Source organism: Aeromonas sp. 1HA1 (assembly GCF_029237385.1).
GTDB classification, from domain to species: Bacteria; Pseudomonadota; Gammaproteobacteria; order Enterobacterales; family Aeromonadaceae; genus Aeromonas; species Aeromonas popoffii.
The window spans coordinates 1-24,351 of sequence record NZ_JAACGC010000019.1 but is presented as its reverse complement, the minus strand read 5'-3'; the positions used below and the strand labels follow the sequence as shown (position 1 = coordinate 24,351).

Sequence of the window (24,351 nt, the reverse complement as noted above, 5' to 3'; positions counted from 1 at the left end):
CATCTGACGTCTTCCGGCTATCGGTATTTTTAACAATAACTGAAGAAAATGGGACAACGGCTGTGTCAAATGTTGGCTTGTGTCACACTTGACACCCCTTGATGACCACCTCGGGAGCAACTTGAGGTGGGTGTTGAATTTTCTTTTTCATATAAAGGAGTTATCCATGGCGCAAGAAACCATTTTCAGCAAAATCATCCGTAAAGAGATCCCCGCCGACATCCTTTATCAAGACGAGCTGGTGACCGCATTCCGGGACATCCAGCCCAAGGCAAAGACCCATATCCTGATCATTCCCAACGTATTGATCCCCACGGTCAACGACGTGGAAGCCGAACATGAGCTGGCCCTTGGTCGCATGTTCACGGTGGCGCGCAAGCTGGCAAGCGAGGCCGGGATTGCCGAGGATGGCTATCGCCTCATCATGAACTGCAATCGCCACGGCGGGCAGGAGGTCTACCACATCCACATGCATCTGCTGGGGGGTCAATCCCTGGGGCCGCTGCTTAGCCTGTGATGCTTCGGTTTCCCCGTCTGGCCGCTCTTCTGCTGGTCAGTGCCCTGCTGGGGGGCTGCGCCTCCCACTGGCAGGACATATTCGTCTCCTATTCCGATCAGATGGCGCCGCTGCGCAACCAGCTGCTGCTGGGACACGCCGCCGAGGCGTTGCCAGCGGTGCGCGAATCCACTCAAGGGGACGACAGCTATGTGCTGGACCGGCTCGAGCAGGGCCGCATCGCCTGGCTGGCCGGCCAGGATACGGGCAGCAAGCAGGCGTTCACCGCCGCCGACAGCCGCCTTGAGTGGGAAGACAATCAGGCCCAATACCGGCTGAGCCAGGGGTTGGGTCAGGCGGGTAGCCTGCTTACTAACGATCAGAGCATGGCTTACCTGACGCCGGATTATGAGCGCACCATGCTGCATCACTATCTGGCGCTCAATTACCTGCAACGGGGAGATGCCGACGGCGCCCTGGTGGAGGTACGCCGTGCCAATCAGGTGCAGGAGCGGGCCCTCAAGGCACGGGCGGGGGAGCTGAACAAGGCCAGAGAGAAGGGGGCTGAAGCCACTACAGAGCGCGAGATGCGCCAGATGATGTCGCGCGGGGCTCCGGATCTTGACCGGCTGATTGGCCAGGTGAAAAACGGCTTTCAGAACGCCTATACCTTCTATTTCTCTGGCGTGCTGTATGAGGCTGCCGGGGATCTTAACGATGCCTGGGTCGACTATCAGCGTGGCTACCAGATAGCGCCGGACAACCAGAGCCTGCAGGATGCCTTGCTGCGCCTCGCCCGTTTACGGGGCTCCGCGGACGAGATCCGCGAGACCGAGAAGAAAGTGGGTCGCAAGGCGCCGCCGCTTGCCAAGGATCAGGGGCAGCTGGTGGTGCTGTTTGAAGATGGCTTGATCCCGGCGCGGCGCGAACTGTTCCTGCCGCTGCCCATCGCTACCTCTCGCGGTGATTTTCGCACCTTTACCGTTGCCATCCCCTATTACGACAATAGAGCCAGCCAGACAGGTCCCCTTGTCGTCTCGGTTGGCAAGCGAATCGAGCAGACCAGCGAGCTGGTCAGGCTTGAAGCGCTGGCCGCCAAGGATCTGCAGGAGCGGTTGCCGGGCATGCTGACCCGTCAGGCGCTGCGGCTGGTGGCCAAGGAGCAGCTGAGGCACACCGCCGCCAAAGAGGGGGGCGATGTGGGCAATATTCTGGTCGGCATCTTCAATATCCTCTCGGAGCGGGCCGATACCCGCAGCTGGCTGACGTTGCCGGCCCTGGCGTCCAGTTGGCAGGGCATGCTGCCGGCTGGCGAGGTGCAGCTCACCCTGGGGGCGGGCGGCGCCCAGCGCCAGGTGCCACTCACCATCCACAAGGGACACACCACCCTGGTCTGGGTACAGCGCCTCGGGGCTGGCTTGACCACCCGCGTTATGCCGTTATAAGGATGGCGTGACAGATACGATAAACCGGCGTGACCTGTGGCCTGCCGGTGAAGGAGATCAAGATGAAAGCATACGGTTTGGCCCTGGCGATGCTGCTGACCGGCTGCGCCACCAATACGTCCGGCGTGGCGCTCTATGGCGCGGCGGGGGCGGCACCCGTGCAGGAACAGCATCAGAACGTCAATGTGACCCTGACCGAACTGAGCCGGCGCGAGCAAAATGGCCTGCTGCAGGTCAATGTGGCTGCGGCCAGTACCCAGCGTGGCGATAACAGGCTGCAATACCTCTTCTATTGGTATGATGAGGCGGGGCAGGAGGTAGCCAGCGATGGTCGCGGCTGGACCCCTATTCAGCTCCACGGCTATCAGAGCCGCACCCTCTCAGCCCTGGCGCCGAGCCCGGCCGCCCGGGGATACCGGATTTATGTACGCGAAGTGATTGAGGAATCCTACTGATGAAAATGAATCATGCCCTGCTGATATTGACTGGCGCCCTGCTGCTCGGCGGCTGTTCCAGCACCACTGTCAGCTATGGCGACCCGACCGAAACCGAGACGGTGACAGTGGACTACGGTTCATCGGATCTGCAGGCCATCGCTGACAAGATGGCGGACTCCATGCTCGCCTCGCCGGCCACCAGCGAGATCACCGCCGGCGGTCGTCCGGTGATGTTTATGGACTCCATCCGCAACAAGACCTCGGAGCACATAGATACCGAGGCCATCACCGACACCATCCGCACCAAGTTGTTGCGGTCTGGCAAGTTCCGTTTCGTCGACATGAGCAAGGTGGCGTCGGTCAAGCAGCAGCTTGAGTACCAGCAGGGCAGCGGCATGGTGGATCCCGCCGCCATGGTGCGTCTGGGCAAGCAGACCGGGGCCCGTTACATGATCTATGGCAACCTCGCCAGCATCGTCAAGGACAACGGCAAGGTGAAGAATGTCTACTACCAGATGACCATGAACCTGATGGATCTGCAAAACGGCGAGCTGCTGTGGGCCGATCAGAAGGAGATCCGCAAACAGGCGAAGAAATCCACCTTTGGCTGGTGATCTGGCGGCGCTCGCGCTACTGGCCAGCCTGCCGGCCCCCTGGTGTTCGGGGCGGCTGGAAGCGCTGGCCAGCGGCCTGACCAACTGCAACTATCGACTGCGCCTCCCCTCGGGGCGCAGCCTTTTTTTGCGGCTCGGTCATCCGGATCCGACGCGGCTCGGCATCGACAGGGCGACCGAGTGGCAGCTCTATCGGGGGGCCATCGGTCAGGGGCTGGCGTTGCCCTGCCATCACAGCGACCCCGCCAGCGGTCTGATGTTGCTGGATTGGTGCGATGAACCCAACTGGGCCGAGGCGCCCCCGCCATCCGCCGAGCAGCCCCGTCTGCTGGCCGAGGTGCTGGTGCGACTGCACCGGCTGCCGGTGCCCGCCGTGGTGATGGCGGTGCGGGCTCATGCCGCCGGTTATCGCGGCCGCCTGGCCCGGATCCCTGAATGGTTGCCTGCGCTGGAGCGGGGATTGATCGCCAGCTGTGAGCCGGCCGATTGCTGGCTCCCTTGCCATCATGATCTCAATCCGGCTAATTTGTTGGGGTCGCGCCCCTGGGTCATCGACTGGGAGTATGGCGCCGCCGGCCATCCCGGTTTCGAGGTCGCCAGCATACAGCGCACCCACGGATGGAACGACGACCAGCGAGAGGCGCTGGAACAGCGCTATCTTGAACGGGCAGGGGGGGCGCTGGGAGCAAAGGGCTTTCAGAGTCAGGCCTTCTTGCCCTGGGTCGACTACATAGGGCTGCTGTGGGCGCTGCTGATGGCCGAGCAAGCCCCCGGGCCCGATTATCAGGCGTTGATCGACAGCAATCGTCAACGGCTGGAGTAGTGCCGGTGGCGGGGTTGTCAGGGGCGGCTCGACACGCATCGCCCACGTTTCAGTGGCTGGCCCTGACAGGATCAGATCGAGATGAATCATTAACTCGTCAACCGTTGGAGTAGTGCATGGTGACCTCCTTTTCCTGGCGTCAGCCCCGCAGCTGGAGTCTGTTGTTGCTCTGCCTGCTGTTGCTGGGCTGTTCCACCCGGGTGGTCTATTACTGGCTGGACGTGGCCATCGTCTGGCAGCTGGATGACTACTTCTCGCTGGATCGCAGCCAGAAGCGGCTGCTGGGCAACGAGGTCAAGGGGCTGATGGCCTGGCACCGTCAGTATGAGGTGCCCCGTTACGCCGATGATCTGGACGCGCTGGCCAAGGCGGTGGTGAGCCCCATGAGCCCGGCCCAGGTCTCTCTTCATCTGGAGGCGGCCCAGCAGAGCCTGACTCGCACCCTGGAGAACACGGTTCCCCGCGCCGTCCGGCTGGCCCGTACCCTGACCGAGGAGCAGGTGGCCCTGTTCATGAAGGAGAGGCTCAGCCGGCAGACCGAGCGGGAGCAGGATTTTGCCCGCCAGCCCAAGGCCGAGCGGCTCAGGGAGTTCACCGACAGGATGAACAAGCGGCTGGTGTTCTGGATTGGGGAGGTGAAGCCGGCCCAGGCGCCGCTGGTGGCACAGTGGGTGGCGTGGCAGTACGAGTTGCAGGCCCCCTGGCTGGAGTTCCAGAGCGCCTGGACCAAGGAGCTGGACAGGCTGATGCAGCAGCGCCAGAGCCCGGACTTCGGCGCCCAGCTCACCGCCCTGTTGCAGCAGGGGGATGGACTCATGGATGGCCGTTTCACCGGCTACACGGATCAGTCCCGCCAGCGCACCGTCAACTGGCTGAGCGCCCTGAGCCAGTCGCTGGACATCTCCCAGCGCGCCCATCTCTACACCCTGCTCAAGGGCTATGCCCGCGATTTCAGGCAGATGTCGCAGGGGTGAGTCTTGTTTTCGGCAGGGCGCCGCGCGAGGTTTGATGGCCCTGCCGCCCTTGTCCTTGTTGGGCGCCTGTGGTAGTTTGCCCCTTCTATTATTCGGGAATTAACTTTTTGAGCCTGTTGGACAAAGTGAAACTGGCGTTGATGACACTGCTCATCTCGCTCACTCTGTTGCTCTCTACCGTCTCGGTGGAGGGGCTCAAGGCATCCGCGCCTCAGGCCGCTTCCCAGCATGGCCAGCTGATGAGTGATGTCGGCACAGGCGATCAGCCCGATACCGCGCGGGTGATCCACAGCGCCAGCGACAGCGACGACGGTGTCGTCAAGTTTGTCGGCTCCTACCAGAATCATCTGCTGCGGCTCGAACACTCCCTGCGCAGTGATCACCAGCCCGGCAGCGTCGTCTACGAGCTGATCATGAGCTGGTCGCAGCAGGCTATCCTGCTGCTGCTCTGTGGCCTGCTGCTCTACGCGGCCCTCTTCTACCCCACAAACAGCTTCCGCGACTGCTTTGCCACCATTCACCGGCACAGGTTGCAACGCCAACACCTGCAATACCGCTTCTCCCAGAGTTACCTCGCCTGATCCCGATGGGGTCCGGCCTTGCTGCACTGCCTCATCGTCTCCTGTAAAGCCTGCTCACCGTGCGTGAACGGGCCCTGATCTCATTTGTGTTTTCTTGCGTACCGCCCCCGCCATGGGTGGCGAGCGCGCCGCCTTCTACTGACAGAGGCTTTTGCCATGAGCAAAAAGAGTCGTACCACCCTGAATCGCATGAGCATGTGGCAGTATGCCCTGCTGCTGCTCATGCTGGTTACCTTTGCGTTTTACTCCCTGCCCACCTTCTTTGGTGAGCAGCCTTCCCTCGGCCTGCACGGCCAGACCAGCCTGACCGAGGCGCAGCGCACCCTGCTGGCCGACAACCGGATAGTGCCGGTCAAACAGGTGCAACAGAAAGAGCGGGTCGAGCTGGTGTTCAACAGCCAGTCCGAACAGCAAAGGGCCAAGCAGCTGCTGGAGCAGCAGGGCTATGACAGCGCGGCCCTGACTCTGGAGTTCTACTCCAATGCCCCGACCTGGATCAGCCAGCTCGGCGCTTCCCCCATCAAGCTCGGGCTGGACTTGCGCGGCGGCTCCCAGCTGCTGATCGGGGTCGATCTCAGCTTCGTGGTGGACAACCAGACCAGAAACCTGGTGGACATGCTGCGCACCCAGTTTCGCGAGGCGCGCCTGCGGGGCGCCAACGTGGCCCGGGTGAGCGAAGGGGAGGTGAGAGTCACACTGCCCGAGGTGGCCGATCAGGCACCCTGGCTCAACATCATCAAGGATTCCGCCGGCACCCGACAGGATCAGTGGATCCTCAGTCGCAGCGGCAATGAGCTGCGACTGGTGATGAGCGAGACCGAGCGCGCCCTGCTGGCCAACAACGCCGTGACCCAGAACCTGTCGATCCTGAAAAAACGGATCAACGAGCTTGGCATCGTCGAGGCCTCGGTCCAGCGTCAGGGCCAGGATGGCATCCGCATCGAGCTGCCAGGGGTGCACAATCCCAAGCAAGCCAAGGAAGTGATAGGAGCCACTGCGTCGCTGGCCTTCTACGAGGCCCAGGCCGACAGCCGCTTTTTCATGGCGGATCGCAGCGGTCAGGCGGTCGGTCTGGCCCGCAAGCCGGTGCTGACTGGTGAGCACATCGTCGATGCGCGCGCCAATATGGGCGAGATGGGCCAACCCCAGGTCAATATCGTGCTCGACAGCCTGGGTGGCAGCAAGATGAACCAGTTCAGCCGCCAGCACGTGGGCAAACCGATGGCCACCGTCTTCACCGAATACAAGACCAACGCCCAGGGCCAGCTGCGTGCCCAGAGCGAGGTGATCAACGTCGCCACCATCCAGACCGCCCTTGGCAACCAGTTCCGCATCACAGGCATTGGCAGTTTGCCTGAGGCGCAAGAGCTGGCCATGCTGCTGCGGGCCGGCGCCCTCACTGCGCCGCTCAAGATCCTGGAGGAGCGCTCAATCGGCCCAACTCTCGGCTTGCAGAACATAGAGGCGGGCTTCACCGCGCTGGCGTTCGGCATGGCGGGCATGATGCTGTTCATGATGGCCTGGTATCGCAAGTTCGGTTGGGTCGCTATCACGGCGCTCATCGCCAACCTGCTGATGCAGGTGGGCATGCTGGCCGTGCTGCCGGGGGCCGTGCTGACCCTGCCCGGGATCGCCGGTCTGGTACTCACGGTCGGCATGGCGGTGGATACCCATGTGCTGATCTTTGAGCGGATCAAAGACCGCCTGCGGGAGGGGGGGAGCCTTGCCAACGCCATCGACTTTGGCTATCGCTCGGCGTTTCGCACCATCTTCGATGCCAACATCACCACCCTGATCTGCGCCGTGGTGCTCTACTCCATCGGCTCGGGCCCGCTGCAGGGCTTCTCCATCACCCTGATCCTGGGTCTCATCTCCAGCATGGTGACCGGCATCTGGGGCACCCGCGCCATCATCAACCCCCTGTGGGGCAAGTGCAGCGACAAGCTGCTGAGGGTGTGATCATGACCCCTGCATTCACTTTGTGCCATCGCGTCGCGCGTTCGAGCCTGCTCCGCGCCTGCGCCACGCGCTTCCGGTTGGGAAGCCCGAGTCAGCTGTTGTCGAGGATAAAACTATGTTGAGAATGATCGTTGCCATGGGGTTGACCCGCTGGCGTTACATCGGGTTGTGGATTTCCGTGCTGCTGACAGTGGCGAGCATAGCCGTGCTGGCCATCAACGGGTTGTCGCTCGGGCTCGACTTCACTGGCGGCATATTGCTGGAATTTCGCATCCAGACCCTGAAAGAGGCCCATGAACTGAACGCCCTGCTGAGCGCCCCGCTGGCAGGGGCGGTCGAGCTGAGCGGCGCCGGCATCCCGGGGGAGTGGCTCATCAAGCTGCCGCCCCACGAGCTGCCCTGGCCGGCCGAAGAGCTGGCACTCATGCTGGGCCAACAGCTCAACTTGCCGGTGGAGCTGCTGCGCACCACCATCGTCGGCCCTCAGGTGGGCGCCGAGTTGTTCCAGCAGGGGATGCTGGCGGTGCTGGTGGCGTCGCTCGCCATCTCCGCCTACCTGGCGGTGCGCTTCGAGTGGCGTCAGGCCATCGGCATCCTGGTGTCGGTGCTGCACGACGGTCTGGTGGCTCTGGGGCTGCTGGCACTGTTCCACATCGAGTTTGACCTCAACGTGATCGCCGGCCTGATGGCGGTGATCGGCTATTCGCTCAACGACAGCATCGTCATTTCGGACCGGTTGCGGGACATCTTGAGCTCACGCACCAAGCTCTCCATCCACGACTGCTCGGACGTGGCGATCAAGGCGACGTTCAGCCGCACCATGATCACCTCGGGCACCACCCTCTTTACCGTGGGCGCCCTGCTGCTGTTCGGGGGTGACGCCCTCTACGGCTTCGCCTTCACCCTGTTCGCCGGCATCCTGGTGGGGACCCTCTCTTCCATCACGGTCGCTTCCACGGTGCAGGAGCTGCTGGGTCTTTCGCCCCAGGCCTACCAGAAGAAAGAGGAGGAGCTGGCAGAGGCGGCGTGATGCCCCTTGTTCACTCCCTGCATGCAAAACGGGCCCATCGGGCCTAATGCAAGTCAGTTAAGAGAATTTGAGTCCCAACCCGCAGGGGATAAGGGCTAAAGAGTGAGGGAGGCATGATGCCTCCCTCTTTTTATTGCATGCCAGTCAGGGCAAGGGTTGGAGCCAAATTGACTCTTCAACCATGGAACAGTTTTTGATATTCAATATCTCGAATATTTAGTCATAAAAATGCTTAACTGACTGGCATTAGGCCCATCGGGCCCGTTTTTTATCTCTGCGGGTAGCCTAGAAGCCGGAGCCCGGTTGCTGCAAAAATTCAGCCTCCTCCGCAGTGCTGGTGCGACCCAGGATGGCGTTGCGGTGAGGGAAGCGGCCAAAGCGCTCGATGATCACCTGATGGCGGCGGGCAAAGTCGGCAAATCCTTCGAAGGTGGCCTGCGCCTGTGTGTTGACCTGCTCTGCTGCCAGTGCTTCGAACAGGGTCACGCTGCGGACTTGCTGCTCTCGCGATTCGGCGTGCTCCAGCGGCAGATAGAAGAAGACCCGGGCCAGCGGCGAGAGCGCCTTGTCTGCCCCCAGCGACAAGCCTTTGAGGCAGAGATCCCGGGCCCCGGCATCTTGGGCAAAGGCGCCTGGGGTGGCGCGATGGATGTTGCGTGGCAGTTGATCCAGCAGCAGGATCAGCGCCAGCCGGCCGACGGGCACCTCGGCCCAGTGGGCCAGAGTGCCCGTGGCGGCTGCCTCGGCCAGTGCCCCAAAGCGGCGGGTGATCAGTGCATCGGTTGCGCTGCTTTTTCCCTACCAGAGGGGGGCTTGCCGTTGGGCGCGGGTGGCGTCGTCGGTGTCATCGCCAAACCAGAAATCGAGTAGAGATTGCCAGGGTTGCATGGGAACTCCTTGAGCCGGGATGACTCGGGGTGAAGCAGGGTCCATTGACCCTGGTGTGGTTGCGGCCTTACGGGCGACTTCTCGTTACACTGTGCCATCTTTTGCCTGAAATAAGGACCCCCCTCTGGTCGGTCCTCGCGTGTGGCGTCTGCCCTGCTCGATGATAAAGCCGTCGTACCGGCCACTGTGTCTCCTGTTTGCTGACTTGGATGGGGGCTGGGAAAATGCCGACCGCCTTCGTACTATCGTCAGTGGCACTCGCCCGCAGAGGCGATGCCACCCGACCTGGATGCAAACAAACAAGGACAGTTATGAACTCACCCGTTTGGCTGGATGATCACATCTATGCCGCCCCCGATTGCCCGGCAATCGACGCCGATTTCCAGCGTGCCCGCGAGGCCCTGAACAGCCTGCAACGCTTGCTGGATGAACTGCCCAAGACCACCGACATCAATGCCTTGCGCCACTTGCTGCGAGCCATCAGATCCTGCTGGACTGATGTGCGTCGGCTGGAATGGAACAGCCAGACCTATGCCTATAACCGGCTCAGCCGAGATGGTCGCGACGAGGCGGCCAAGGTGCTGCTCTCCCGGGGTCAGCAGTTGCAGGCGACCCTGGCCCAGCTCAGCAAACCGGTGACCCTGTTCTGGGCAAGCGCTCCCGAGGGGCAGGTGCGGGCCCTGTTGCAGGATCCCGAGCTGTTCGAGCTGGCCTACCTCATCCGTCATGATCGCCGCCTGCAGGATCAACGGCTCTCCTTGGAGAGCGAGCAGCTGATCGAGGGGCTCTCGGTGGATGGGCTGCAAGGCTGGGGCGATCTCTACGACAGTCTGGTGGGCCGACTCAGGCCCGTGGTGGAGGGCGAACCCATGGGACTGGCCCAGGCGGACAACTTGCTGGCTCACCCGGATCGGGCGCGCCGTGCCAGCGCCTGGCACGGCATCCAGGCCGCCTGGCAGGCAGAGCAGGAGACGGTGGCCGCCATCCTCAACGCCATCAACGGCTGGCGCAACGAACTCGCCGCCCAGCGTGGCAAGACGCGTCGGCTCGATGCGCTGGATGTCTCCTGCCATCAGAGCCATATCGAACGCGCCACCCTGGATACCCTGATGGCCGAGGCTGACGCCCACAAAGCGCTGGGACGGCGAGCCTTGCGCGCCATGGCCAGCGCCCAGCAGATCACCGATTTTGCCCCCTGGGATCTCTATGCCCCTGCGCCCGCCGCGCCCTCAGCCGCGCTCAGCTTCGAGCAGGCGCTGACCCTGGTGGCCGATGCCTTCGCCGGGTTTGACCCCGAAATGGGGGCCTTTGCCCGCATGATGGCCAAGCAGGGCTGGATTGATGCGGCCCCCAGCAGTCACAGGCGCAGCGGTGCCTACAGCACCGAATATGCCGATCCCCCCGAGCCTCGGGTGTTTCTCACCTTCGAGGGCACCATGGACAACCTCATCACCCTGGCCCACGAGCTTGGGCACGCCTGGCACAGTTGGCTGTTGCGGGACTTGCCGCTGGAGCAGCGCGACTACCCCAAGACGCTGGCCGAGACCGCCTCCCTGTTTGCCGAGGCCCTGGTGCGTGATGCCCTGTTGGCCGCCACCGACAACATGGAGCAGCGCAGGGCCATCGCCTGGCTGGACGGGGAGCGGGCCGCCAGTCTGCTGCTCGATATCCCCGCTCGCTTCACCTTCGAGCGAGCGCTGGTGGCAGCGCGGGAGCAGGGCTATGTGGGGGCAAGCCAGCTGCGGCAGATGATGAAATCCGCGCAGCAGCAGTGCTATGGTGACACCCTCAGCCAGTACGACGAGCTGTTCTGGGCCAGCAAGGGCCACTTCTCCATCGCTGAACTCGGGTTTTACAACTACCCCTACCTGTTCGGCTATCTCTTCAGCCTGGGGCTTTATGCCCAGAAGGAGCGGGCCGGGGGCGAGTTTGCCCACGCCTATCGCGCGCTGCTCATCGACACGGGCCGCATGAGCGCCGAGGATCTGGTGGAGAAACACCTGGGGGTCGACATTCGCGAACCCGCCTTCTGGCAGGAGAGCCTGCGCTATGTGGAGGAGGCGGTCGAGCGCCTCGAACGACTGGTGTGACGGGCTGGCTCCTCTGATCGCATTGGCTGATCAGACTGGCCGTTCGGGGTCGCCCAGGCGGCCCCTGTTTCTTTCGTGGCGGGCCTGCAGCGGCCTGGCCACGCGCATTTCACCCCGGGCAGCCTCTGCCCCCAGAGATTGATGACGAGCGTTTGATGCAGCAACGAATTTACCCACAACAGTGGCACAACCAGCATATCTATCCCGCCCTCGATTGCCCCGAGCTGGACGCTGACATGAGCCTGGCCCGTGCCAACCTCGCCGAGCTGGCCGGTTTTATCGACGGTCTTGCCCCGATGCTGGAGAGCACCGATGCCTTGCCCGATTTTTTACGGGAAGTGCGCCTGCGGACTCGGGACATTCACAACATTGGCTGGAACGTGGCGATTCTGGCCGCATGCCGCGGCAGTCAGGATGCGCGGGATCCGCAGGCCAAGCAGCTGGCGTCCCGTGCCCGCGCCCTCAACGCCGATCTGTTCAAGACCCTGGCACCGGTGGAAGACTTGATGCTGGCACTGCCCGAGCCCGAGTTTGAGCGGCTGATGCAGGACCCCTTGCTGGGGGAGGAGGCGTACCGGCTGCGCCATGAGCGCCGGCTGCAGGATCAGCGCCTGCCGGTGGAGGCCGAGCAGCTGGTGATTGGGCTCGGCACCGATGGGCTGCACGCCTGGGGCAACCTCTACAACGATCTGGTGGGCAAGATCCGCCTCGTGATTGACGGCCGCGAGATGGGGCTGGCCGAGGCGAGCAACCTGCTCTCCAGCCCGGTGCGGGCCCTGCGCCGCGAGGCCTTTGACGCCATCAGTGCCGGCTGGGAAGGGGAGCAGGAGACGGTGGCGGCCATCCTCAATGCCCTCAATGGCTGGCGGCTGGAGCTGGCGCGCCAGCGCGGCAAGCAGCGTGTGCTCGATGCGCTGGATCTCTCCTGCCATCAGAGCCATATCGAGCGCACCACCCTGGATACGCTCATGGCCGAGACGTATCACGCGCGGGGTCTGGGCCAGCGGGCGCTGGGGCTGATGGCCCGGCAGCTTGGCATCACAGATCCGGGGCCGGAGGACTTGTTTGCACCGCCCCCGGCCGCCAGCAGCCGCGCCATCCCGTTCGAGGAGGCGATCGCAATCATCGAGGGGGCTTTTGCCCGCTTTGATCCCGAGATGGGGGACTTTGCCCGCATGATGGCCGAGAAGGGGTGGATTGATGCGGCGCCCACGCCAAATCGCCGCACCGGCGCCTACTGCACCAAGTTTGCCGATCCGGTGGAGCCGCGGGTCTTTGTCACCTATGCCGGCACCATGGACAACGTCATCACGCTCGCTCACGAGCTGGGTCACGCCTGGCACAACTGGGTCATTCGCGACCTGCCGATGAGCCAGCGTCGTTACCCCATGACGCTGGCGGAGACCGCCTCCATCTTCGCCGAAACCCTGGTGCGCAGCGCCCTGTTTGAACAGGCCCAAAGCCCGGAAGAGCAGCGGGCCATCGCCTGGGCGGAAGCCGATGGCGCTGCCACCTTCCTGGTCAACATTCCGGCCCGCTTCGATTTCGAGCAGGCGCTGGTGGCGGAGCGGGCGCAGGGCTATGTGTCGGCAGAGCGACTCAAGGCGCTGACCGACGAGGCGTGGGGCCGCTGGTATGAGGGGAGCCTGGCCCACTATCACCCCATGTTCTGGGCGGCCAAGGCGCACTTCTCCATCGCGGGGTTCGGCTTTTACAACTACCCCTATCTGTTCGGTTATCTGTTCAGCCTCGGGGTCTATCAGCAGTTGATGAGCCGCAAGGCGGCGGGGGAAACGAATGTGGCCGAGGCCTATCGCGCCCTGTTGCGTGATACCGGCCGTATGAGCGCCGAAGATCTGGTGGCAAAACATCTGGGTCAGGATATCCGTGAAGCCGCGTTCTGGCAGGGCAGCATGGCGCTGGTGGCGGCGGTGGTGGATCGCTTCGAGCAGACCTGCGGTTAAGGGGACTCAGGCAGGTGAACGTGCCGCCGGGCAGTCTATCTGCCCGGCGGCTTTTTTTATGGTTGGGGGTCGACTGGCCGTACCGGGCCCACCAGCAGGGGTCTGGGCTGGTGGCTGAGATCCGGCTGGTAGCCGTTGAAGAAGAGATTCAGCAGCACCGAACTCAGGGTTGCCAGCAGGATACCGCTGTGCAGCAGCGGTTGCAGCACGGCGGGAAAGTGCTGAAAGAAGTGGCCGGAGACGGTGGGGATCATGCCGACGCCTAAGCTGATGGCGACGATATAGAGGTTGTGACGATTGCAGTTGTAATCGGCCCGCGCCAGGATGCGAATGCCGGTGGCCAGCACCATGCCGAACATGACGATGCCGGCGCCGCCGAGCACAAAGGGGGGAATGGAGGCGACCATCAGTGACATCTTGGGGATCAGGCCAAAGGCGAGCAGTATCCCCCCCGACATGACGCAGACCCAGCGACTCGACACCCCGGTCACGCTGACCAGCCCGATATTCTGGGAAAACGAGGTGTGGGGAAAACTATTGAAGATGCCGCCGATGACGGTGCCTATGCCGTCTACCCGCAGCCCTCGCACTATGTCGCCCCGGGTGGCCGGGTGGCCGACTATGTCGCCGAGGGCCAGAAACATCCCCATGGATTCGATGAAGGTGATGAGCATGATGACGGTGAGGGTCGCGATGGAGATGGGATCGAAGGTGGGCCAGCCAAATGCGAACGGCACTATGGGGGCAAACCAGGCTGCCTCATTGAGGCCGGTCAGGTTCACCTCGCCCATGCCGATGGCGATGACAAAGCCGAACAGTATGCCGAGCAGCACAGAGATGTTGCTGAAAAAGCCTTTGGTGAAGCGAGTCACCAGCAAGATGAAGGCGAGCACCAGGAAGCTGGTGCCTATGTAGCGCAGGCTGCCGTACTCGGGATTGCCCTTGCCCCCCGCCATCCAGTCGATCCCCACCTGCATGATGCTGATCCCGATGGAGGTGATGACCACACCTGTCACCACGGTCGGAAAGAGTGGCATCAGGCGGCCGACCAGGGGAACCAGCAGGGTGGAGATGATCCCGGCGGCGATGGTGGCACCGAAGATGCCGGTCAGCCCCAGATCCGGGTTGGCACCGATGGCCAGCATGGGCATGACGGCGGCGAAGGTGACCGACATGATGACGGGCAGCCTGATCCCGGCAAACCGGCCTATCCCCAGACACTGCAGCAGGGTGACGATACCGCAGCAGAACAGATCAGAGCTGATGAGGTAGGAGATCTGTGCCTTGGGCAGCCCCAGGCTGCCGCCGATCACCAGCGGCACCGCCACGGCACCGGCGTACATCACCAGCACATGTTGCAAACCCAGGGTAAAGAGCTGGCCAGGGGGGAGCATGCGTTCCACTTCATCGACGGGGCGGCAGGTGGTCGTCCCGGGGGGATTGGTCTGGTTCATGAAGACATCACTCCTTGCGGCCCGAGCGGTACGGCCGGGCAAGATGGGGCTGGCCCCCCCGCTCAGGGATTATGGGCTGGACGGGGATGCGAGCGCAGACCTTGTGCGCGGGCAGGCAGGATCGGCGTGGATGGCCACCCCGGGTGCGCACCCATGGACGTTGGTACTGCACAAAACGTGCGCATTGGCTTAGCGGTGGCACGTTGGCTGGCGGTTTTGTGGGCGGGATCACAGGGTGGGAAGGTTGTGGGTGGGTCATCGTTGGCCGGCCTGCGGGGCGGGTTCTCACATTGGTAGCCGGCGTATCACTTCTGCCTTGCGGGCTCTCACTTTGATACGCGTGCGGGGTAAAGGCATCCTGGTTCTGGTTTCATCCGCAACCGCAGGCGTGATCCAAAGCAAGAAAGTGGGATGTTTTGGTGGCGCAGAGCCCTGCCGCTGGGGTAGTTTCGATAGAACCGACACAGTTTATGAGGTCTTGTCCATGATCATCTATCTGCATGGTTTTGATGCCACCAGCCCCGGTAATCATGAAAAAGTGCTGCAGTTGCAGTTTATCGATGATGATGTGCGTTTTGTGCACTACAGCACGGTTCACCCCCGTCATGACATGAGCCATCTGCTCAAGGAAGTGAAGAAGCAGCTCGACATGAGCACAGACCCCAAGCCCCTCATCTGCGGGGTGGGGCTGGGAGGCTACTGGAGCGAGCGGATCGGCTTCTTGTGCGGCATCAAGCAGGTGATTTTCAATCCCAATCTGCACCCCGAGATCACCATGCAGGGCAAGATAGACAGACCGGAAGAGTACGAGGATATAGGCACCAAATGTGTGTCTGAATTTCGTAGTAAAAATTCAGGAAATTGCCTCTGCATCCTTTCCGTTCAGGATGAAATCCGCGATAATGGCGAAACTGAGCGTGAATTGAAGAATTATTACAACATCCAGTGGGATGAGCGAGAGACTCACAAGTTCAAGAACATCTCTCATCACCTGCAACAGATGAAGGCTTTCAAGGAAGCCTGATTGCTCGTCACGTCATGGATTCAACTATCAAGGGAGCCGATGGCTCCCTTCGCTTTAATGGAACCGAGGTAATTAACCATGACCAATATTGTTGTCGTCGGCGGCGGGGCTGGCGGTTTGGAGCTGGCCACCAGTCTGGGTCGCAAGCTGGGCAAGAAGAACAAGGCCAGGATCACCCTGGTTGACCGTAACCGTACCCATCTGTGGAAACCCCTGCTGCACGAAGTGGCCACCGGCTCCATGGACGCGGGTATCGATGCCCTGAGCTACCAGTCCCATGCCAAAAACCACGGTTTCGATTTCCAGTTGGGCACCCTCACCGACATCAAGCGCGATGAAAAGCGCATCGTGCTGGCGAAGATAGTCGACGAGAACGGCGACATAGTGGTGCATGAGCAGGAAGTGCCGTATGACATCCTGGTGATGGCGATCGGTTCCGTGTCCAACGACTTCAACACCAAGGGCATCAAGGATCACTGCATCTTCCTGGACAGTCCCTCCCAGGCACACCGCTTCCACAACAGCATGATGAACCGCTTCCTGCAGTTCGCCACCGAATACCAGCCCGGTGACAAGGTGAAGATCGCCATCGTCGGCGGCGGTGCCACCGGCGTCGAACTTTCCGCCGAGCTCTACAACGCGGTGGAGCAGCTCTATGCCTACGGTTTCAAGCACCTCACCACCGACAACCTGAAGGTGACTCTGGTGGAAGCGGGCCCCCGCATACTGCCGGCGCTGCCGGAGCGCATCAGCGGTGCCGCCCATCAGGAGTTGGTGAAGCTGGGGGTGGACGTGCGTACCGCCACCATGATCACCGAAGCCACCGCCGAAGGGTTGCACACCAAGGACGGCGAACTCATCGAAGCGGATCTGATGGTATGGGCTGCCGGCATCAAGGCACCGGATTTCATGAAGGATATCGCCGGGCTCGAGACCAACCGCATCAACCAGCTGGTGGTGAAAGAGACCCTGCAGACCAGCCGTGACGAGAACATCTTCGTCATCGGTGACTGTGCCGCCTGCCCGCAGCCAAATAGCAAGTTCGTGCCGCCACGCGCCCAGTCCGCACACCAGATGGCGACCCGTGCGTGCAAGAACATCCTGGCCAAGCTGGCGGGTGGCGAGATGAAGCCCTACCTCTATCATGATCACGGTTCGCTGGTCTCTTTGAGTCGCTTCTCCACCGTGGGCAGCCTGATGGGCAACCTGATGCGTGGCTCCATGATGGTGGAAGGCCACATAGCCCGCATGGTGTACATCTCGCTCTATCGGATGCACCAGGTTGCCCTGCACGGCTACGTCAAGACTGGCCTCATCATGCTGGTGGGCCGCATCAACCGGGTGTTGCGCCCGACGCTGAAACTGCACTAAGCCGCAGTCGGAACAGCCGGTGTGCAAAGCACAAAAAAGGAGAGGCCAGGCCTCTCCTTTTCGTTTTATGTGATTCGTACGTCAGGAGGCATCATTGATCAGCGTTTTCACCTCCATTAGTGCAGCAGTGAAGAAGAGTCGTGCTACTTCAGGATCCCTCTGGCCAGCATCGTGGGCCACGTTGGCTATGTCGCCACCGAGGATGGTAATGGTGTTGCCGACCTTGGTCAGGCGATCTATCAGTGTGCTGAAGTTCTGAGAGAAGGCGTTGGCTTGTCCGAGGAAGCCTTGCTGGCGCTGGATCTGCCCCGCTATCTGGCTGACTTGTCCTTCCAGACTGTTCACCTTGCTCTGGGCTTGCGACAAGGTCACCGCCATGGCGATCAGGCCGGGTAGCCCCAGTAGCCCAAGGCCCAGCAGGTAAAGTTTCTTCTTGTTCAGCTCATCCAGCTCTTGGCGGGCTCCCGCCAGGCTTGACTGCAGCCCGGCGATGGTGGCCTGCAGCTCGACGCCAATCCGCTGCAGGTCCAGGTTGTCCTGCAGGATACGGCTATTGGCGGCTTGGCTTGCCCCCAAGGTGTGGGCCATCAAAGACTGGATCGGCGTTATCTCATCCTGCACCAGATTAATGAAGTCCTGCAGGGACTGGGGCGTGAGGCCGTTGGGGTTGGCCAGCTGCTGCTCCAGCTGTCCCTCAAGGCGTTGACCGAAGACCAGCACCTGTTGCTGCATCGTCAGCACCTCGGGTAGCAGATTGGCAATGACTTCGGTCACATTGTGCTGAATGTTGATGGCGCCCTGGGGGAGCCCGCTAAAGGACTGTATGGTGGCTTCTGCCTGCTGCATGTTGGCAATCGCCTGGGATAAGATTCCGTTGCTCATGGTGTCTTCTCGATAGGGAGAGGGCGGTGGTCCGCCCTCTGGGCATCAGGCGGCCAGGCGGCCAACGAAATCGGCTATGGTGGCGGTCCTGGGTACTTGTATGGGGCTGACACCGGCCATCTGTGCTTTGATGGTGTTCACGTCGGTGAGCACTGTCTTCACTGTGGTGTCGGCGGCGGTCAACCAGAGCTGGCGGATGTCGTCGCCGCTGGTGATGCCCTTGTCCAGATCGGTGATCAGGCTGCCGAGATCCGAGGTCAGGGAGTCCCAGGCATTGCTCATCTGGGTCGCGGCAGAGACAGCGTTTTGGGCCTGCACCTGGAGCCCTTGATAACCATTGCCGATCTGGGTGGCGATCAGTACCTCGCTGTTGAGGCTGCTGCGCTTCTGGTACAGATCCTGGCGGGCGCCCAACGATTTGTGCAGCACGATGGAGCCTGCCGTAATACCGGCGGCACCTGCAACCATCATGGCGACGCCACCGATGACCACAGGCGTCGAGGTGCCAGCGGTGACGAAGTCGGCCACTGCGCCTATGGCGGTGACGAAGGCTCCGCCAATCACTAACAACCCCCCAACCACGATGCCGGCGATGGCGCCGTCGATGGCTGCGTTGACCTTGTCGATGTCACCGTTGAGCTGAGCCAGCACCCCGTTGTCACCCTGTACCTTGCTGTTGAGGTTCACCACTATGCCCTGGAAGTTGCGAGAGTCGATGATCAGCTGGTTGTTGAGATCCAGGATAATGAGACGAGTATCGGAAGAGACCTTATGGTACTCGGTGGCTTGTTCCTTGATAACGTTCAACTGCCTGAGCCACTGGGCCTTGGTGGAACCGGGGGGGAGCACGGTCGGGATGGCATTTTGCAGGGCGTAGTAGTTGGAGATGTTACTGATGTTGGTGATGATCTGTGGCTGGATCTGGTTGAGGTACAGGTCCGCATGCCCTTTGGCGACGTCCAGTCCCTGGTTGATCTGGGTCTGATTCTCCTTGAGATTCGGGAACTGGCTGAAGTCCACTGACACTTGTTGCTTGACGCTGTTGCAATAGGTCTGGATCTGCAGCGCTTGCCCGGCCTGACCGGCCATGCTCTGGTCCATGGAGATGGTTGCATTCATCATGTATATCGTCCTTTTATGGTGGGATTAAGCGTCGGGCAGGACGCCGTTGCCGGCGTAGGCGGCCTTGATGTCACTCACCTGATCGGAGAGCTGTTGCCAGGATTGGGTATTCAGCGCCAGGGTGCGCCTGAGCAGACGTACATCACCGCTGTTGTTGAGGTCGGCCACCAGGGGTACGGCGCTCTGATAGGCGTCGGCCACCTTTTGCCAGCCCAGGGGCAGGCCAGTGATCGCCAGGGCTACCGTCTCGTAGGTGCTGACAAACAGCTGGTTTTGGGCCTGCACCGACTTTGCGACTGTCAGTATGGCGTTGGTCTCGGCCAGCGCCTGGTAGGCCAGTGCCAGTTTCTGGGTATTGGCCTTGAGCTCCTTGGCTGCCAGGCTGGCACCGGCTATGCCGGATGACAGGGCCTGGATACCGGAGATCATGTATTGGGTCTGCTGGTCTGACCCCTTGGCCGAGCTTTGACTCGCGGCAGGCTTGCCGGCGGGGGTTTCCTCCAGCGCCAACGAGGTCACGATAGCGCGGCCCAGTTGGCCTACGCCGTCACCGGCCTTGCCACCTTCGTCGACAATGGCCTGAATGTTTGCCGCTATGGCCTGGTTCAGTGCGTCGATGGCCTTGGCCTGGCGCTGGGCGTCGGCGATCAGATCCTGCTCGAGCCGAGTGATCACCCCAAGGAAGTTGTCCATCAGGGGACGCAGCGAACCCCAGGCGATCTGGAATCGGGTATTGAGCGTCTGGGCCATGAGCCGGTAACTCTGGGCCTGATCGGCCAGCGAGGTCAGCTGTTCTGCCAACCGGGCTCGCCCGGCCAGCATAGCCGCATCGTCATCCTGGCCGAGCAGCCGGTTGAACGCCGCAACAAGGGCGTAGAAATTCGAGCCATGGCTCATCAGATGGATAAAGCCAGGCAGGTTATCTTGTTGGTAGTAGCGCGCCTGGTTGAGCATCTGCGCCTGGTAGGCCTCAATCTTGACGGCCAAAGATGAGTCGAGCTCACTCCTGGCCAGGGACTGCTGCATCAGCAGCAGATTGGCATAGCTCTGGTTGAGTAGGGCCGGTGAGGCCGCGGACAGGTAGGCTGCCAGCAGGCCTTGATCCCCCAGATCCAGTGTGGTGATCGTGGTCATGGTGTGGCCTCCATACCGGCTTCGGCGAGGTGGCTTGCGTGGAAACGTACCCGTGTTGAGGGGCTGGGGTGAGGTGGTCGGGTGTCGAGCTGCATCATGATGCTGTCCTCGTGACGAAGTGGGTCAGTCTCCGGCGTAGGGCCGGGACAGACTCACCCTATGGAAAGGCGAAATGGGTCACAACTGACACTTGTATCACTTGAAGTTTGAGCCAAATCGGCTAATGAGCGCCTTTTGGTGCTTGTCTTGCCGGTTGATCGGCGTTGTCGTCCGTTGGTTGATGCCTACAGGATCCAACCAGTCGACGCTCTGCAGATCCTGCCCCTCCCAACACCAGCCACCATGATCCAACAGACACGCATCGAGTCTGTTTGCTTGCCTGGAAACTATCGCTGTTTTAGGCTATCTCCCCAGTACAATCGATAAGGAAACCAAGATGGTCCTCTCAACCACCCCCACTCTGGAAGGCAAGACCATTCGTGAATATCGCGGCATCGTCGTTGGCGAAGCCATCCTCGGCGCCAACATCTTCAAGGATCTGTTTGCCGGGATCCGCGACATCATAGGCGGCCGCTCCGGTGCTTACGAAAAAGAGCTGGCCCGTGCCCGCGAGATTGCCTTCGATGAGCTGAAAGAACGTGCCCGCGCACTGGGGGCCAATGCGGTGGTCGGCATCGATATCGACTACGAGGTGGTGGGGCAAAACGGCAGCATGCTGATGGTCAGCATCAGCGGTACCGCCGTGTTGGTCTGATCCCTACTGAGGTTGGTCTGATCCCTTGAGAACACTGAAAAACCGGCAACCTGCTGCCGGTTTTTCAGTTTCTGCGCCCCGGAGTGGGTGGATGGCGACCGATCCGCGACCTGCTCTTGGGGGTCAGCCTCTATACGCAGTACGGCTCTAAACTGACGAGCGAGTGGCGCGTTCCGCACCCCCATGCTTGGGCTTGAGCCCGTGATCATCCACCGGTTGGAGCTGACCAGTACGTTGACGCTGTCATCTTTTCCTGGTGACGGCAGGGTCATGGGGTGGCTATTATGAGTCCTCTTTTGTGGGCGCCATGCCCTGGATGGCCATATTCGGAACAGGATTTCTTGCGATGACGTTACTCAAGCCGCCAAGGCTTAAACCTGGCGATACCATAGGTTTTTTCTCCCCCTCCAGCGCGGCCACGGCCTGGGCGCCACATCGCTTTGCTCGCGCAAGGGCTTTTCTGGAAGCGCAGGGCTTCAGGCTCAAGGCGGGCAGCCTGACCGGCCAGCAGGATCACTGGCGATCCGGCTCCATCGCTGCGCGGGCCGAAGAGCTCAATGCCCTTATTCGCGACCCCGAGGTGCGCTGCATCATGTCGGTGATTGGCGGCAGTAATTCCAACTCCCTGTTGCCCTATCTCGATTTTGATGCGCTCAAGCGGGATCCCAAGATCATCATCGGCTACTCGGACGTGACGGCCCTGCTGCTCGGCATTTATGCCAAAACCGGCCTCGTTACCTTTTATGGCCCGGCGCTGGTGGCCTCGTTCGGTGAATTGTCTCCGTTGGTGGATGAGACCCTGGCCGGGTTTAGCCAGATCTGCCTGGCTGGTGGGGGCGCCGTGCCTCATACCTTGCCGACCCCAGCCTATTGGACCGACGAGCGGCTCGATTGGGAAAACCAGACGCGGGCCAAGCAGTGTCAGCCTAACCGGCAGATCTCGGTGGGGGCTGGTCGGGTGCGGGGACGGTTGGTGGGTGGCAACCTCAATACCATGGCGGGGATCTGGGACTCCCCCTATATGCCAGCCATCGCGCGCGGGGATATTCTGCTACTGGAAGACAGCCTCTTGACAGCGGATACGGTGGAGCGCTCCTTTGCCCATCTCAAGCTGTGCGGGGTGTTTGACCGCATCGGCGCCCTGGTTCTCGGCAAGCACGAGCTGTTCAACCATCAGGGCAGTGGCAAGCGGCCGCTCGATATCCTGCTGGAGGTGGTGGGGGAGCCGGCCTTTCTTATCCTTGCGGAGTTTGACTGCGCCCACACCCACCCCATGCTGACCCTGCCTCTTGGCATCGAGGCTGAATTGGATCTCGATGCCCAGACCCTCACCTTGTGCGAACCTTGGCTTGGCGAGTGAGTCATCCCGTCAACCGCAGTATGCAAAGAGGCCGTAACAGCGGCCTCTTTGACGTTCTCAGGTTCGGGATCAGGGTAGGGCATCCGGCCGGAAGCTGGCCCGGATCTGTGGCACCAGGGGCGAGACGTCGAATCCCTTCTCTTCACCCAGCACAGGATGGAGCAGGGCCAGCTCCGGGATCGGGGTCAAGTCTCCCGCCAGCAGCTGGCGGGTGGCCTGGCCCATCTGGTAGAGCTGGCGCACAGAGGCAAACTGCTGCGCGAGTGAGATACCACCATTATTGCGGGTAAAGGCCATCATGGGGATCTGGTAAGTGGCATCGCGAGGCGGTTTGTCACCATGAATCCCCTTGCCTGCCGACATCAGGAACGGCTGGTGATCGCCAAAGGCTACCACCAGATACCGCTTGCCGGACTGGTCCAGAGTCTTGAGTAGCCGATCCAGCGAGGCCATGGCATCCACCACGCCCGTGTAGTAGGTGTTGAGCAGCTGGCGCTCTGCCGCGCTCTGATCAGGGCAGGCCTTGTCGAGTTGTTGGGCCTGATAGCGATCCCCGTCGAAGGGGCCATGGCCCTGCATGGTGACCGCATAGGCAAACAATGGCTGGTTATCCTGTTCGCTGCGCTTGAGCAGGTGATCAATCAGGGCATCATCCGAGATATAGAGCCCTTTATGTTCGAGCGTGGTGAAGTGGCTATCGAACCAGCGCTCCTCGTAACCAAGGGCCGGGATCGCCTTGGCGCGGCCCCAGAACTTCTCCACATAGGGGTGGGCAAACAGGGTCTTGTAGCCACTTTGCTTGGCACTTTGCGCAAGGCCGGGCACCTGCTCGGAGAGGTAGTAGTAAGGCACGACCCCTTGTCTGAGCAGGCCCACCGGCAGGCCCGTGTTCATCTCGAATTCGGCCAGCACCGTCATGCCGCCCGTGGTGGGAGAGTGGATGGTCTTGTGCCACTGCTGCACGCTGGCGGGCAGGCTCAGGGTAGGGGGTGGGGCGCAGATCTTGCCCTGCCAACCGAGCCAGAGCGACTCGTACTGCAGCACTATCACCAGATCGAAGCGGGGGGGGGGCACCTCGCTCGCATGGCTGAGCTGGGGAGTGAACTCGTTGATCTGCAAGGGGTAGCGAAACACGCTGCCGTTTTGCAGCATCTCGTCCACCAGATTGAACAGGTAGAGGCCAGGGCCGGCCCGTATGATGTCCCTGTGATAGTTGACCGCCCTGTCCACGTAGCGAATGTTGGCTCCCAGCAGCTTGTTGCCGGTCTGGGTAGCGAATACACACAGAGCAAAGAAGGCGGCGGTGGCGGCAGCGGTGCGCAGGATCCAGCGTGACAGGGCGAAACGCCAGCAGAGAAACAGCAGCAGGCTGGCGCCCAGCACTGGCAACACGGGATGTTGCCCCAACAGGATACGCAGCAGCGCCAGCAGGTTACCGAGATCGTCCCCGCCCAGCGGCACCCCGTAGATGGCAATTTTCATGAAGTTGGCGAGCAAACCGATTCCGGAAAGTGCGGTAAAGACCAGCCCCATGTAGAGATTGAAACCCGCTAGTGCACACAGGCTCCAGCCCAGCACCATGCTGCCCCAGGCGAGGTAGTAGTGCTCGGGCCGAAAGCCTGACCAGAGCAGAAACTCCCCCAGTTTGAACACCACGAAGCCGTGCAGTAGCACGAAGGTGAGGTTGCCGAGCAGCAGGCTGCCGATGATCCGCCAGCGCAAGCTGCGTCTGAGGCGGGGCAGCACGGTTCTGAGCACGGCGGTGCTCAGGGCCAGCACCAGCACCAAGCTGGTGAAGAGGTAGCTGAGGTTGAAGCCCTGCTCCTGTCTCTTGATCAGATCTTGATCCCCGAAGCCATCATCTCTTTGGCGGCAATAAAGCCGTCCAGTTTACTTTGCAGTGTTTGCCAGCCTTCCCAGAGTGAGCTCCAGCCTGCAATCCCTGTTCG

At 61.6% G+C, this 24,351-nt stretch carries 19 protein-coding genes and 2 pseudogenes; 15 read left to right on the top strand and 6 right to left on the bottom strand.

The genetic code is table 11. From position 1 onward, the window contains the following. The first annotated feature begins 166 nt into the window (after positions 1–166). The 9 genes from hinT (at position 167) to secF (ending at position 8,359) form a co-directional block, all read left to right on the top strand. Entirely contained in the window at positions 167–517 is a 351-nt protein-coding gene (hinT, locus tag GWQ22_RS08430) for a purine nucleoside phosphoramidase (RefSeq protein ID WP_042036766.1), read from the top strand. Continuing rightward, positions 517–1,941 (top strand): hypothetical protein, encoded by a 1,425-nt coding sequence (locus GWQ22_RS08425; RefSeq protein ID WP_212513518.1) that lies wholly within the window; start codon positions 517–519, stop codon positions 1,939–1,941. The genes hinT and GWQ22_RS08425 overlap by 1 nt, the downstream gene beginning before the upstream one ends. A gap of 62 nt (positions 1,942–2,003) precedes the next feature. After that, positions 2,004–2,396, top strand: coding sequence for a YcfL family protein (locus GWQ22_RS08420; protein WP_042036812.1), 393 nt, complete (start codon positions 2,004–2,006; stop codon positions 2,394–2,396). Further along, positions 2,396–2,992, top strand: a complete 597-nt coding sequence (lpoB, locus tag GWQ22_RS08415; RefSeq protein ID WP_275930022.1) for a penicillin-binding protein activator LpoB — start codon at positions 2,396–2,398, stop codon at positions 2,990–2,992. The genes GWQ22_RS08420 and lpoB overlap by 1 nt, the downstream gene beginning before the upstream one ends. Further along, entirely contained in the window at positions 2,982–3,815 is an 834-nt protein-coding gene (locus GWQ22_RS08410; protein ID WP_275930021.1) for a phosphotransferase, read from the top strand. The genes lpoB and GWQ22_RS08410 overlap by 11 nt, the downstream gene beginning before the upstream one ends. 116 nt (positions 3,816–3,931) lie before the next feature. Then, a complete protein-coding gene (locus GWQ22_RS08405) occupies positions 3,932–4,789 on the top strand; it encodes a DUF6279 family lipoprotein (protein ID WP_275930020.1) in 858 nt (285 codons plus the stop codon). A gap of 107 nt (positions 4,790–4,896) precedes the next feature. Continuing rightward, positions 4,897–5,370, top strand: a complete 474-nt coding sequence (locus GWQ22_RS08400; protein WP_275930019.1) for a hypothetical protein — start codon at positions 4,897–4,899, stop codon at positions 5,368–5,370. Between the two features lie 156 nt (positions 5,371–5,526). Beyond that, complete coding sequence (secD, locus tag GWQ22_RS08395; protein ID WP_275930018.1) at positions 5,527–7,329, top strand: protein translocase subunit SecD; 1,803 nt, start codon at positions 5,527–5,529, stop codon at positions 7,327–7,329. Positions 7,330–7,444: 115 nt separating this feature from the next. Next, the gene (secF, locus tag GWQ22_RS08390) at positions 7,445–8,359 is read left to right on the top strand and encodes a protein translocase subunit SecF (protein WP_181364867.1); all 915 of its coding nucleotides are present in this window, start codon (positions 7,445–7,447) and stop codon (positions 8,357–8,359) included. Positions 8,360–8,644: 285 nt separating this feature from the next. On the opposite strand, the pseudogene GWQ22_RS08385 reads toward secF, so the two are convergent. Continuing rightward, positions 8,645–9,247 (bottom strand): annotated as a pseudogene (locus tag GWQ22_RS08385) (DUF924 family protein). Positions 9,248–9,558: 311 nt separating this feature from the next. On the opposite strand from GWQ22_RS08385, the gene GWQ22_RS08380 reads away from it, so the two are divergent. Continuing rightward, positions 9,559–11,337, top strand: a complete 1,779-nt coding sequence (locus tag GWQ22_RS08380; RefSeq protein WP_275930017.1) for a M3 family oligoendopeptidase — start codon at positions 9,559–9,561, stop codon at positions 11,335–11,337. Between the two features lie 155 nt (positions 11,338–11,492). Then, positions 11,493–13,301, top strand: a complete 1,809-nt coding sequence (locus GWQ22_RS08375) for a M3 family oligoendopeptidase (RefSeq protein WP_275930016.1) — start codon at positions 11,493–11,495, stop codon at positions 13,299–13,301. A 56-nt stretch (positions 13,302–13,357) separates the two neighbouring features. Here GWQ22_RS08375 and GWQ22_RS08370 read toward each other — a convergent pair whose 3' ends face one another. After that, positions 13,358–14,755: a nucleobase:cation symporter-2 family protein gene (locus tag GWQ22_RS08370; protein ID WP_212513835.1), complete on the bottom strand. Its 1,398-nt coding sequence runs from the start codon at positions 14,753–14,755 to the stop codon at positions 13,358–13,360. A 484-nt stretch (positions 14,756–15,239) separates the two neighbouring features. Between GWQ22_RS08370 and ycfP the strand changes: the two genes are divergently transcribed. Further along, a complete protein-coding gene (ycfP, locus tag GWQ22_RS08365; protein WP_275930015.1) occupies positions 15,240–15,779 on the top strand; it encodes an alpha/beta hydrolase YcfP in 540 nt (179 codons plus the stop codon). 78 nt (positions 15,780–15,857) lie between these two features. Further along, positions 15,858–17,150 (top strand): NAD(P)/FAD-dependent oxidoreductase, encoded by a 1,293-nt coding sequence (locus GWQ22_RS08360; RefSeq protein WP_042036783.1) that lies wholly within the window; start codon positions 15,858–15,860, stop codon positions 17,148–17,150. Positions 17,151–17,231: 81 nt separating this feature from the next. Here the strand turns inward: GWQ22_RS08360 and GWQ22_RS08355 are convergent, their stop codons facing one another. From GWQ22_RS08355 to GWQ22_RS08345, 3 genes are read right to left on the bottom strand one after another with little or no spacing between them, the layout of a single operon-like run. After that, entirely contained in the window at positions 17,232–18,032 is an 801-nt protein-coding gene (locus tag GWQ22_RS08355; RefSeq protein WP_275930014.1) for a hypothetical protein, read from the bottom strand. Positions 18,033–18,077: 45 nt separating this feature from the next. After that, the gene (locus tag GWQ22_RS08350; protein ID WP_275930013.1) at positions 18,078–19,154 is read right to left on the bottom strand and encodes an HBL/NHE enterotoxin family protein; all 1,077 of its coding nucleotides are present in this window, start codon (positions 19,152–19,154) and stop codon (positions 18,078–18,080) included. Between the two features lie 24 nt (positions 19,155–19,178). Then, entirely contained in the window at positions 19,179–20,288 is a 1,110-nt protein-coding gene (locus GWQ22_RS08345; protein WP_275930012.1) for a hypothetical protein, read from the bottom strand. A 436-nt stretch (positions 20,289–20,724) separates the two neighbouring features. On the opposite strand from GWQ22_RS08345, the gene GWQ22_RS08340 reads away from it, so the two are divergent. Continuing rightward, on the top strand, positions 20,725–21,042 hold the full coding sequence (locus tag GWQ22_RS08340; protein WP_042036789.1) for a heavy metal-binding domain-containing protein: 318 nt from the start codon (positions 20,725–20,727) through the stop codon (positions 21,040–21,042). Between the two features lie 346 nt (positions 21,043–21,388). After that, entirely contained in the window at positions 21,389–22,402 is a 1,014-nt protein-coding gene (locus tag GWQ22_RS08335) for a S66 peptidase family protein (RefSeq protein WP_275930011.1), read from the top strand. Between the two features lie 69 nt (positions 22,403–22,471). On the opposite strand, the pseudogene GWQ22_RS08330 reads toward GWQ22_RS08335, so the two are convergent. Next, positions 22,472–24,226 (bottom strand): annotated as a pseudogene (locus tag GWQ22_RS08330) (sulfatase-like hydrolase/transferase); the annotation flags it as partial. Positions 24,227–24,351 lie beyond the last annotated feature (125 nt).

Bases quoted from the DNA above. Each gene is read 5' to 3' on its own strand.
- GWQ22_RS08345 (WP_275930012.1), bottom strand. From the start codon at position 20,288: ATGACCACGATCACCACACTGGATCTGGGGGATCAAGGCCTGCTGGCA.
- ycfP (WP_275930015.1), top strand. From the start codon at position 15,240: ATGATCATCTATCTGCATGGTTTTGATGCCACCAGCCCCGGTAATCAT.
- GWQ22_RS08420 (WP_042036812.1), top strand. From the start codon at position 2,004: ATGAAAGCATACGGTTTGGCCCTGGCGATGCTGCTGACCGGCTGCGCC.
- lpoB (WP_275930022.1), top strand. From the start codon at position 2,396: ATGAAAATGAATCATGCCCTGCTGATATTGACTGGCGCCCTGCTGCTC.
- GWQ22_RS08340 (WP_042036789.1), top strand. From the start codon at position 20,725: ATGGTCCTCTCAACCACCCCCACTCTGGAAGGCAAGACCATTCGTGAA.
- GWQ22_RS08370 (WP_212513835.1), bottom strand. From the start codon at position 14,755: ATGAACCAGACCAATCCCCCCGGGACGACCACCTGCCGCCCCGTCGAT.
- GWQ22_RS08350 (WP_275930013.1), bottom strand. From the start codon at position 19,154: ATGATGAATGCAACCATCTCCATGGACCAGAGCATGGCCGGTCAGGCC.
- secF (WP_181364867.1), top strand. From the start codon at position 7,445: ATGTTGAGAATGATCGTTGCCATGGGGTTGACCCGCTGGCGTTACATC.
- GWQ22_RS08360 (WP_042036783.1), top strand. From the start codon at position 15,858: ATGACCAATATTGTTGTCGTCGGCGGCGGGGCTGGCGGTTTGGAGCTG.
- GWQ22_RS08355 (WP_275930014.1), bottom strand. From the start codon at position 18,032: ATGAGCAACGGAATCTTATCCCAGGCGATTGCCAACATGCAGCAGGCA.
- hinT (WP_042036766.1), top strand. From the start codon at position 167: ATGGCGCAAGAAACCATTTTCAGCAAAATCATCCGTAAAGAGATCCCC.
- GWQ22_RS08335 (WP_275930011.1), top strand. From the start codon at position 21,389: ATGACGTTACTCAAGCCGCCAAGGCTTAAACCTGGCGATACCATAGGT.
- GWQ22_RS08425 (WP_212513518.1), top strand. From the start codon at position 517: ATGCTTCGGTTTCCCCGTCTGGCCGCTCTTCTGCTGGTCAGTGCCCTG.
- secD (WP_275930018.1), top strand. From the start codon at position 5,527: ATGAGCAAAAAGAGTCGTACCACCCTGAATCGCATGAGCATGTGGCAG.
- GWQ22_RS08375 (WP_275930016.1), top strand. From the start codon at position 11,493: ATGCAGCAACGAATTTACCCACAACAGTGGCACAACCAGCATATCTAT.
- GWQ22_RS08405 (WP_275930020.1), top strand. From the start codon at position 3,932: ATGGTGACCTCCTTTTCCTGGCGTCAGCCCCGCAGCTGGAGTCTGTTG.
- GWQ22_RS08380 (WP_275930017.1), top strand. From the start codon at position 9,559: ATGAACTCACCCGTTTGGCTGGATGATCACATCTATGCCGCCCCCGAT.